Source organism: Acidovorax sp. KPB24-03 (genome assembly GCF_057546605.1).
The window spans coordinates 1-8,918 of the sequence record NZ_BAAJYR010000148.1; the positions used below are offsets into that span (position 1 = coordinate 1).

The following is an 8,918-nucleotide window of genomic DNA, read 5'->3' on the forward strand; positions in this document are numbered from 1 at the left end:
AGACCACCAGCGCCCCCGTTGCCGAGCCGGAACCATCCGTCGCAGCCCTGCCGGTGCCTGCGCCCGATTCCACGCCCGCGTGGGAAGACGCCGGCACGCCGGTGCAGCCCCCTCCCGGCGAGCCCCAGCCGGCAGCCTCGCCGGTGCGGCTACCCGTCCATTCGCCCGATGATTTCCGCCGCGCGGCCTCTCCAGCCCCTGTGCCAGCGCAACGACCAGTGGCGTCGGCGCCGTCGGCGCCCGAATACATGGCGATCCCCGTGCGCACCGCTCCCGAGCCGGGCGCGCGCCTGCAGCCGCTCGCGCCGACGGGCTCCCTTCCCGCATCCGCCCGCTACACGGCCACGGAAGAGGGCGATGTCTGGCACGCCACCGTGCAGCAACTCGTGGCTGCCGAGGCCATTGCGGCGCTGGTGCGGGAATTGGCCCTGCAGTCCCAATTGGTGGCACGTGACGCCGGACACTGGCTGCTGCGCGTGGAGCGTGAATCGCTCAACCAGCCCGTGGCGCGCGAGCGCCTGCGGGCGGCGCTGGAGGCCGCGGGCCATGCGACCCAGATCAGCGTCGAACTGGGCGTGGTCATCGACAGCCCGGCCCGGCGCAATGCGGCCGCCGCGGCAGAGCGCCAGCGCCTGGCCGAGGAGATCGTGCACAACGACCCGTACGTGCAGACGCTGGTGCGGGACTTCGGCGCCAAGATCGTGCCGGGCAGCATCAAGCCGGCATGACGGCAGGCGTTGCCATCCTCCAGACGATTCGTTGATTCATTCATTCCATTCAAGCCTCCCCTTCATTCCCATCAGAAAAGGAAAACTCACATGTTCAACAAGGGACAACTCGCCGGCCTCATGAAGCAGGCCCAGGCCATGCAGGACAACCTGAAGAAGGCCCAGGACGAACTCGGCAACATCGAAGTGGAAGGCGAATCCGGCGCGGGCCTGGTGAAGGTGCTCATGACCTGCAAGCACGACGTCAAGCGCGTGACCATCGACCCCAGCCTGCTGGCCGATGACAAGGACATGCTCGAAGACCTTGTGGCGGCCGCCTTCAATGCGGCGGTGCGCAAGGCAGAAGAAACCTCGCAGGAAAAGATGGGCAAGCTGACTGCTGGCATGCCGGGGCTGCCTCCCGGGATGAAATTCCCTTTCTGATCCAGGTGGCGGCCGCCGGGCGCGCCGCACCCTTTCATTGCCTTTCGCGGGCATGTCTCTTTGATTCTTGAACGGCGCCTTGCATGTCCGACACCAATTCCCTCGATGCCCTGGTCCAGGCGCTGCGCCGCCTGCCGGGCGTGGGCGTGAAGTCGGCACAGCGCATGGCCTTCCATCTGCTGCAGCACGACCGCGAAGGCGCCGAGGTGCTATCGCGGGCGCTCCATGAAGCGACAGTGTCGGTGCACCACTGCGAACGCTGCCACACCTTCACCGAAGCCGCGGTGTGCGACACCTGCCTGGACCCGGAACGCGATGCCAGCCGGCTGGCCGTGGTGGAAACCCCGGCCGATCAGGCCGCGCTGGAGCGCACGGCGGCGTTTCGCGGGCTGTACTTCGTGCTCATGGGGCGGCTGTCGCCACTGGACGGAGTGGGGCCGAAGGACATCGGGCTGCAAAAGCTCATGGAGCGGGCCACCGATGGCGTGGTGCAGGAGGTGATTCTGGCCACCAATTTCACGGCCGAGGGCGAGGCCACGGCCTATGTCATCAGCGAGGCACTCAAGAGCCGGGGGCTGCACGTCACCCGGCTGGCCCGCGGTGTTCCGGTGGGCAGCGAACTGGAATACGTGGACCTGGGCACCATCGCGCATGCGCTGGTCGATCGCCGCTGACACTATAAAATTGATAGCTGCCAGCGCAATGTTCAATGGCGCTGGAGCACGAAAAGGCTTGAACCATGAATTCCCTCCATGTGGCGCATTTCACCGTCGCCTACTGGTGCGTGCTGCTGATGGCGCTGCTGCCCACGGGGTGCGCCCTGATCGCCAAGCGCGGCAGCTTCCAGGTGTCGGACAACCGCGATCCGCGTGGATGGGCCTCCCGGCAGACCGACTGGCGCGCCCGTGCCCTGGCCGCACAGTCCAACACCTTCGAAGCACTGCCGTTCTTCATCGGTGCGGTGGTGATCGCGCACCAACTGGGGGCCGGGCAGACGCTGCTCGATATCCTGGCGTTCCTCTTCGTGATGCTGCGCGTCTTCTACGTGATGATGTACGTGTCCGACCTGCCCACCGCCCGCAGTGCCGTGTGGCTCGGGGCGCTGGTGGTCAACATCGCCATTCTCTTCATCGGCTACCGCTGAGGCGCCGCCGCGGTGGTACCGCGGCAATCCACCGCCTGGATCGCCCTGGCATCCATCCATTAACCCGACTTTCCGTGCCTGTCCCTCAGGGATTGCCCTGACGGGGCGGCTGCGCGCAGGTGGCACGATTGCTGCACTGCAGCATTTCCTTGAATTCGCTTTTCCCCATGGATTTTCCTCGCATCCGCCGCCGCCACTTCGGTACGTTGTCCGCCCTCTCGATGGCGGCCTGGGCGGGCGCGGATGCCTTGGCGGTGCCGTCGCCGTTCAAGGCTGGGACCGGTCCGCTGCGGGTGGCGGTCGGGGGCTCGGGGCTGCTGTACCACCTGCCGCTGACCATCGCTCAGGAGCTGGGCTTCTTCCGGGCCGAGGGGTTGCACGTGGTGGTTCAGGACTACCCGGGCGGCGCCCTGGCCTTGCAGGCGTTGCAGGACGGCGAGGCCGATGTGTGCTCGGGCGCGTACGACCACGTGCTGCGTCAGCAACTGCAGGGCCGCAGCTACTGCGCCATCGTGCTGCAGGGGCGGGCGCCGCAACTGGCCCTGGCGGCATCGACACGGGCATGGCCCGTCAAGAGCGTGAGCCGCTTCAAGGGCATGCGCGTGGGCGTGTCGGCCCTGGGGTCTTCCACCCACCATGTGGCGCAGTTGATGCTGTCGCGGGATGGCGCGCCGCTGGACGAGGTGTCCTTTGTCGGTGTGGGCTCCGCCCTGGGGGCGGTGGCCGCGCTGCGACAGGGGCGGGTGCATGCGCTGTGCCATGCCGATCCGATCGTCAGCGCGCTGGAGCAGCGCGCCGAGGTGCGGGTGCTGTGCGACACGCGCTCACTCAAAGGGTCGCAGGAGCTGTTCGGCGGCACCATGCCGGCCGCCAGCCTCTATGCGCCGCAGTCGTTTGTGCAAAAGCAGCCGGCCCGCTCGCAGGCCCTGGCCAATGCCATGGTCCATGCCCTCAAATGGCTGCAGACAGCCAGCCCGGCCGACCTGGTGCGGGCCGTGCCGTCCGGGTACCTGCTGGGCGAGCGGGGGGCTTATCTGGCGGCATTCCACAAGGTGCGGGACACCTTCTCGCCCGACGGCCTCATGCCCGATGACGGCCCGGCCAACGCGGCGCGGGTGGTGGCCCGCCTGCGATCCGAACTGGCGCCGCTCAAGATCGATCTGGGGCGCACGTTCACGAACGAATTCGCGCGCAAGGCCAAGCAGAAGTTCAATGCCTGAGGGGCAGGTCCCTGCGGTGCCTGCTTGCGCCGGCCGGCACTTTGGCTGAACTGTCCGACACACGGCGGCAAGGGTGTGGCGATAGAGTCGAGGGCGCGCCGGCGTCGGTCTCACCGCGGCGCTGCAATGCACCGGTTGCGCTCCTTCATTCCATCACTCCAACAAGGATCTTTCCATGTCGCTGAACCTCAGTATCGGCCCCCTCGTTTCCCTGATCGCAGGCATCCTGATCCTGGTCATGCCCCGCCTGCTCAACTACATCGTGGCCCTGTACCTCATCGTGATGGGCGTGCTGGGCTTGGTCGGCATGCACAACCTGCGCCTCTGAAGCGCATGCTTGCCGGGCCGCCCCGCACACGCGCTGGACGGCCAGCCTCTTCAGGGCGATGCCTTGATTCGGCCTGGCTGCCGCTCAGCGCTTCTTGCGCGAGGGCGTTCCACCCTTGCGGGTGGGGGCCGCAGGGGCCTTGGCGCCTCGCGTGGAGGTCTGCTTGATCGCCGGGCGCGCGGACGAGGTGGCGGCCAGCTTCACCGGCAGGTACATCACGACCTGCTGGCCGGCCTTGAAGGCGGCGTTGGCCTTGACGTCGTTCCATTCGGCCACATTGGCGGCGCTCACCTTGTAGCGGTTGGCGATGCTGGCGACCGAGTCGCGCTTGCCAGCGCGCACCGTGGTGCGGCGCGTGACGATTTCCGGCGTGAAAGCAACCTGCCCGTTGTCTGCCACCTGGCTGGACACGTCCTGGCGCGTGGTCGTGGCACGGGGCACCATCAGGGCCGAACCCGCCTTGATCATCATGCGCGGCGGAATGCGGTTCACGTTGCGCAGGTCGTTCTCGCTCATGCCGACGCGTTGGGCAGCGGTTGCCACCGTCATGGTGGTGGGCACGCTCCACACCGTCCAGCTGGCGTACTGGCCTTCGCGGTGGGCTTCCAGGTTCTTGAGGAACACCTTGGCGTTGTCCCAGGGCAGCAGGATCTGCGGCATGCCCGCGGCCAGGATCACGGGGCGGTGCAGCGAGGGGTTGAGTGCGCGGAAGTCCTCTTCGCGCACCCCGGCCAGGCTGGCCACCAGCGAGACATCGATATCGTGCGTGATGTCCACCGTCTGGAAGTAGGGGTGGTTTTCGATCAGCGGCAGTTCGGTGCGAAACGCCTGCGGGTTGGCGACGATGTTCTTCACCGCCTGCAGCTTGGGCACGTACATGCGGGTTTCGGCCGGCATGGTGAGTTCGGTGTAGCTGGTGCCCAGGCCCAGCTTCTGGTTGCGGGCGATGGCCCGGCTCACGCTGCCTTCGCCCCAGTTGTAGGCGGCCAATGCCAGGTGCCAGTCGCCGAACATGCCATACAGGCGCTGCAGGTAATCGAGTGCGGCGCGCGTGGAGGCCAGCACGTCGCGGCGGTCGTCGCGGAAGGCGTTCTGCTTGAGCTGGTAGTCGCTGCCGGTGGCCGGCATGAACTGCCACATGCCGGCGGCCTTGGCGCTGGAGACGGCCTGCGGATTGAAGGCGCTCTCGATGTAGGGCAGCAGGGCCAGTTCGGTGGGCATGCCCCGCAGCTCGAGCTCTTCGACGATGTGGAACAGGTATTTGCTCGAGCGCTCGGTCATGCGCTGCATGTAGTCGGGGCGCGTGGCATACCACTGCTCGCGGTCGCGCACGAGGTCCTGGTCCAGGTCGGGCATGGCGAAACCGCGGCGGATGCGGTCCCACAGGTCGGAGGGCGCGTAGAGCGATGCCACCTCGCCGTTGCTGGCCTGCACGGCCGAGATCGGCTGCAGCGGCCCGGAGGGGATCAGAGGCGTGTGGGAGGACGAAGACGAGGTGTCGGTGGTGGCCGGCGAAGAACCGTCCTTGCTCGCGGTGCTTCCGGGCGGGGTGCCTTGCGTGGCGCAGCCGGTGAGCCAGACCACGCTTGCCAGGCCCAGGATGTGCAAAATTTTCATTGAAACTCGTTTTTCCATTGGCGCAGCGCCGCGAGAACGGCCACTGCATCTTGGGGATCGACCTGCGCATCGAAGGCCCGGGCGGCCTGGGCCACCGTGGGTTGCCGCGTGCGCAGGAAAGGGTTGATGTCGCGCTCGGTGGCCAGGCGCGAGGGCAGCGTGGGCCGGCCCTGCTGCCGCAGCGCCTCGCAGTCGCGGGTGTACTGCCGCAACGCCCCGTTGCCGGGCTCCACCGCCCGGGCGAACTTCAGGTTGGACAGCGTGTACTCGTGTGCGCAGCACACACGGGTGTCGCCTGGCAGCGCGGCCAGGGTGTCGAGCGACGCCTGCATCTGCGCGGGCGTGCCTTCGAACAGCCGGCCGCAGCCGCCGGAAAAGAGGGTGTCCCCGCAGAACAGCACGGGGGTACCGTTCACATCGGGGGCGTAATAGGCGATGTGCCCCGCCGTGTGGCCGGGCACGTCGAAGACCTGAAAGCGCAGGCCCAGCACCTCGGCCGTGTCGCCCTGCACCAGGCGGGCGATGGGCTCGGACACGGTTTCGTGTGCGGGGCCGAAGACGCGGGCGCCAGTGGCCTCGCGCAGCGCCGGCACGCCGCCGACATGATCGGCGTGGTGGTGCGTGACTAGAATCGCCTGCAATGGCAGGTCCAGGGTTTGCAATGCCTGCAACACCGGGCCCGCTTCTCCCGGATCGACCACGACCGCAGCCTGCGCGTCGTGCAGCATCCAGATGTAGTTGTCGGTAAAGGCGGGCAGCGGCAGCAAGTTCATGAGCGATGAAATTATAGGTTTGCACCACTGGTTCGACTCTTCCCCCGGCCGATACCTGCTGGCGTGGGAGCAGGAACGCTATGACGAGCTGGTGGCCGACATCTTCGGCTACCACGCCCTGCAGCTCGGAATGCCGGGTTTGCAGGGGCTGCGCGCCAACCGCATGCCCCACCGCTGGCTGGCGCTGGGCGCCGAAGAAACCCTGCTGTGGACCGACGAGGCGGCCGGCTGGCACGCGGCCGGGGCACTGGGGGGCGGAGAGCCGGGCGAGCCCGCCCTGCTGGCCGATCCGGTGGCCTTGCCTTTCTCGGAGAACAGCCTCGATCTAGTGCTGCTGCCGCATGCGCTGGAACTCAGCATCGACCCCCATGCCGCGCTGCGCGAGGTGCAGCGCGTGCTGGTGCCCGAGGGGCGGGTGGTGATCAGCGGGCTGAACCCCGTGAGCCTGTGGGGCCTGCGCCAGCGCCGGGCGCGGCTGTACCAGCGCCTGGGTGCGGGCGGGCGGCTGTATCTGCCCGACGTGGGTGAGTTCATCGGCCACTGGCGGCTGCGCGACTGGCTGCGGCTGCTCAATTTCGAGGTCGAGTCGGTCAGCTTCGGCTGCTACCGGCCGGCGGTGCGCAGCGCGCCCTGGCTGGAGCGTTTCGACTGGATGGACGGACTGGGGGCCCGCTGGTGGCCGATACTCGGGGCCGCCTATGTGGTGGTGGCGGTCAAGCGCGTACACGGCGTGCGGCTGCTGGGCGCGCCCTGGCGCCGCGCGCCCAAGGGCGCTGCGGCGCCGGTGCCGGTGGCCAATCGCGGCACGGTCCGCGATGGTGGGCCGGCCTTTCATGTGGATGGACGGGAGTAACGTTTTTGAATCAGGTTGTGATCTATACCGACGGGGCTTGCAAAGGCAATCCGGGCCCTGGCGGCTGGGGGGTGGTGCTGCGTTCGGGAGCGCTGGAAAAGGAATTGTTCGGGGGGGAGCTGGGCACGACGAACAACCGCATGGAGCTGCTCGCGGTGATCGAGGCCCTGGGCGCGCTCAAGCGGCCGTGCGAGGTGACGCTGTTCCTGGACAGCCAGTACGTGCGCAAGGGCATCACCGAGTGGATCCAGGGCTGGAAGAAAAAGGGCTGGCGCACGGCCGCCGGCCAGCCGGTCAAGAACGTGGAGCTGTGGAAGCGGCTGGACGATCTGGTGGCCCAGGGCGGCCATGTGATCGACTGGCGCTGGGTGAAGGGTCATGCGGGCGACCCGGGCAACGAGCGCGCCGATGCACTGGCCAACAAAGGGGTGGACAAGGCGCTCGGGCGCGGCTGAAGCCGCCGTCGAGGCCCGCGTCCGCCAAGCCTGTGTCCGTCAGGCCCCGGGCGCGATGGCCTGCAGGCCGGCCTGCAGCGGCTCCGGTCCCTGGGGCCGCACCACGCGGTCCACCTCCTTGCCGTCGCGCAGGAAGACGAGGGTCGGCCAGAGCTTCACGCCGAAGCTGCGGCCTAGGCGCTGGCCCGGGCCGTCCTCGACCTTGACGTGGGCCACATCGTCCCGGCCCTCCAGCGCGGCCTGGATGAGCGGCTGCGCCCCCTGGCAGTGGCCGCACCAGGGCGTGCCGAACTCCAGCACCGTGGCGCCGGCCAGGCGGTCCACGTCTTCACGGGCGGGGGGCTGTTCGAGGTGGCGGGCGCAATAGGTCATGGCGATGGGGTCCTTGTCATGTGGTTGTGTGCGGGGCGTGGGTTGGCCCGGCGGGGTTGGCGGTGAAACCTGTCTTTCAGCATAGGCCTGTGCCCGCAGGCACCGCGTCCGGCGCATATGCCGCCAGGCTGTGGGACCGGACTGGCAGGCGGTTCACAGCGCGCCATCGAACATCATCACGTCCACGGTCTCCCCTGCGGCCACCGGCCCCCGGGGCGGGTGCAGCACGATGAGGCCGTTGGCCTGCACCATCGAATGGAGCAGGCCCGAGCCCTGGTGGCCGGTGGTGCGCACCTGCAGCGATCCATCCGGCGCGGTGCTGACGATGCCGCGCTGGTATTCGGTGCGGCCGGCCTTCTTGCGCAGGGGCTCGGTGCTGACCGCACGCAGCAGGGGCGGCGCGGCCCGGGTGCAGCCCATCGCGCGCAGCAGCGCAGGCCGCACGAACGCCAGGAAGGCCACCATCACGGCGACAGGATTGCCGGGCAGGCCGAACCAGAGGGTCCCGCTGGTTGAAATTGATTTGCTATTATTTTCATAGCTTAATGCCCTGGTATTGATTGTGCTGGAGGCCATTTCGGCATCTGCTCCCGAAGCGTGCTCGCCGTGCAGCCGCCCTACCGCCATAGGCCGGCCGGGCCGCATGGCGACCTGCCAGAACGCCACGTCGCCCAGCCGTTGCACCGTGGAGCGCAGGTGGTCCGCATCGCCTTCGCTCACGCCCCCGCTGGTGATGACGGCATCCGCCTGCTGCCCTGCCTGGCGCAGCGCGGCTTCGAGTTGCGCGGGCGAATCGGGCACCACGCCCAGGTCGATCGGCTCCACGCCCAGACGGGCCAGCAGGCCGATGATTGCGTAGCGGTTGCTGTCGTACACGGCGCCCTCGCGCGGGGCGTCGCCCGGGGCCAGCAACTCGTCGCCGGTCGAAAAGCACGCCACGCGCAGGCGGCGCAACACGGTGACGGTGGGCAGGCCCAGGCTGGCCACCAGGCCGAGCGCGGCGGG

The 8,918-nt window shown here is 68.4% G+C and carries 12 protein-coding genes; 8 read left to right on the forward strand and 4 right to left on the reverse strand.

Translation table 11 applies throughout. From position 1 onward, the window contains the following. The 6 genes from AC27KI_RS15090 to AC27KI_RS15115 all read left to right on the forward strand — a co-directional run. On the forward strand, positions 1-728 hold a 728-nt coding region (locus AC27KI_RS15090), incomplete at its 5' end, for a DNA polymerase III subunit gamma/tau C-terminal domain-containing protein (RefSeq protein WP_487114544.1). A gap of 90 nt (positions 729-818) precedes the next feature. Beyond that, positions 819-1,151 carry a YbaB/EbfC family nucleoid-associated protein gene (locus tag AC27KI_RS15095; protein ID WP_272568985.1) on the forward strand — a complete coding sequence of 111 codons (333 nt, stop codon included), beginning with the start codon at positions 819-821 and terminating at the stop codon, positions 1,149-1,151. 83 nt (positions 1,152-1,234) lie between these two features. Beyond that, positions 1,235-1,825 carry a recombination mediator RecR gene (gene recR / locus AC27KI_RS15100; protein ID WP_284400952.1) on the forward strand — a complete coding sequence of 197 codons (591 nt, stop codon included), beginning with the start codon at positions 1,235-1,237 and terminating at the stop codon, positions 1,823-1,825. A gap of 65 nt (positions 1,826-1,890) precedes the next feature. Then, positions 1,891-2,295, forward strand: a complete 405-nt coding sequence (locus AC27KI_RS15105; protein WP_487090130.1) for an MAPEG family protein — start codon at positions 1,891-1,893, stop codon at positions 2,293-2,295. Positions 2,296-2,462: 167 nt separating this feature from the next. Beyond that, complete coding sequence (locus tag AC27KI_RS15110) at positions 2,463-3,515, forward strand: ABC transporter substrate-binding protein (protein ID WP_284428531.1); 1,053 nt, start codon at positions 2,463-2,465, stop codon at positions 3,513-3,515. Positions 3,516-3,690: 175 nt separating this feature from the next. Beyond that, positions 3,691-3,843: a DUF3096 domain-containing protein gene (locus tag AC27KI_RS15115; RefSeq protein WP_272547845.1), complete on the forward strand. Its 153-nt coding sequence runs from the start codon at positions 3,691-3,693 to the stop codon at positions 3,841-3,843. A gap of 84 nt (positions 3,844-3,927) precedes the next feature. Here the strand turns inward: AC27KI_RS15115 and AC27KI_RS15120 are convergent, their stop codons facing one another. Continuing rightward, positions 3,928-5,460 (reverse strand): transglycosylase SLT domain-containing protein, encoded by a 1,533-nt coding sequence (locus tag AC27KI_RS15120; RefSeq protein ID WP_487114546.1) that lies wholly within the window; start codon positions 5,458-5,460, stop codon positions 3,928-3,930. Then, entirely contained in the window at positions 5,457-6,233 is a 777-nt protein-coding gene (gene gloB / locus AC27KI_RS15125; protein WP_487114548.1) for a hydroxyacylglutathione hydrolase, read from the reverse strand. The genes AC27KI_RS15120 and gloB overlap by 4 nt, the downstream gene beginning before the upstream one ends. On the opposite strand from gloB, the gene AC27KI_RS15130 reads away from it, so the two are divergent. After that, positions 6,232-7,086, forward strand: a complete 855-nt coding sequence (locus tag AC27KI_RS15130; RefSeq protein ID WP_284403833.1) for a class I SAM-dependent methyltransferase — start codon at positions 6,232-6,234, stop codon at positions 7,084-7,086. The two genes, gloB and AC27KI_RS15130, sit on opposite strands and share 2 nt — an antisense overlap. Positions 7,087-7,091: 5 nt before the next feature. Next, positions 7,092-7,541 carry a ribonuclease HI gene (rnhA, locus tag AC27KI_RS15135; RefSeq protein ID WP_284400891.1) on the forward strand — a complete coding sequence of 150 codons (450 nt, stop codon included), beginning with the start codon at positions 7,092-7,094 and terminating at the stop codon, positions 7,539-7,541. A 39-nt stretch (positions 7,542-7,580) separates the two neighbouring features. On the opposite strand, the gene AC27KI_RS15140 is transcribed toward rnhA, so the two are convergent. Beyond that, positions 7,581-7,913: a thioredoxin family protein gene (locus AC27KI_RS15140; RefSeq protein WP_284428527.1), complete on the reverse strand. Its 333-nt coding sequence runs from the start codon at positions 7,911-7,913 to the stop codon at positions 7,581-7,583. Between the two features lie 153 nt (positions 7,914-8,066). Beyond that, a partial coding sequence (locus AC27KI_RS15145) for a molybdopterin molybdotransferase MoeA (protein ID WP_487114550.1) occupies positions 8,067-8,918 on the reverse strand: 852 nt, incomplete at its 5' end.

Excerpts from the sequence above, each read along its gene's own strand:
- AC27KI_RS15095 (WP_272568985.1), top strand. The coding sequence starts at position 819 with ATGTTCAACAAGGGACAACTCGCCGGCCTCATGAAGCAGGCCCAGGCC.
- recR (WP_284400952.1), top strand. The coding sequence starts at position 1,235 with ATGTCCGACACCAATTCCCTCGATGCCCTGGTCCAGGCGCTGCGCCGC.
- AC27KI_RS15105 (WP_487090130.1), top strand. The coding sequence starts at position 1,891 with ATGAATTCCCTCCATGTGGCGCATTTCACCGTCGCCTACTGGTGCGTG.
- AC27KI_RS15110 (WP_284428531.1), top strand. The coding sequence starts at position 2,463 with ATGGATTTTCCTCGCATCCGCCGCCGCCACTTCGGTACGTTGTCCGCC.
- AC27KI_RS15115 (WP_272547845.1), top strand. The coding sequence starts at position 3,691 with ATGTCGCTGAACCTCAGTATCGGCCCCCTCGTTTCCCTGATCGCAGGC.
- AC27KI_RS15120 (WP_487114546.1), bottom strand. The coding sequence starts at position 5,460 with ATGAAAATTTTGCACATCCTGGGCCTGGCAAGCGTGGTCTGGCTCACC.
- AC27KI_RS15130 (WP_284403833.1), top strand. The coding sequence starts at position 6,232 with ATGAGCGATGAAATTATAGGTTTGCACCACTGGTTCGACTCTTCCCCC.
- gloB (WP_487114548.1), bottom strand. The coding sequence starts at position 6,233 with ATGAACTTGCTGCCGCTGCCCGCCTTTACCGACAACTACATCTGGATG.
- AC27KI_RS15140 (WP_284428527.1), bottom strand. The coding sequence starts at position 7,913 with ATGACCTATTGCGCCCGCCACCTCGAACAGCCCCCCGCCCGTGAAGAC.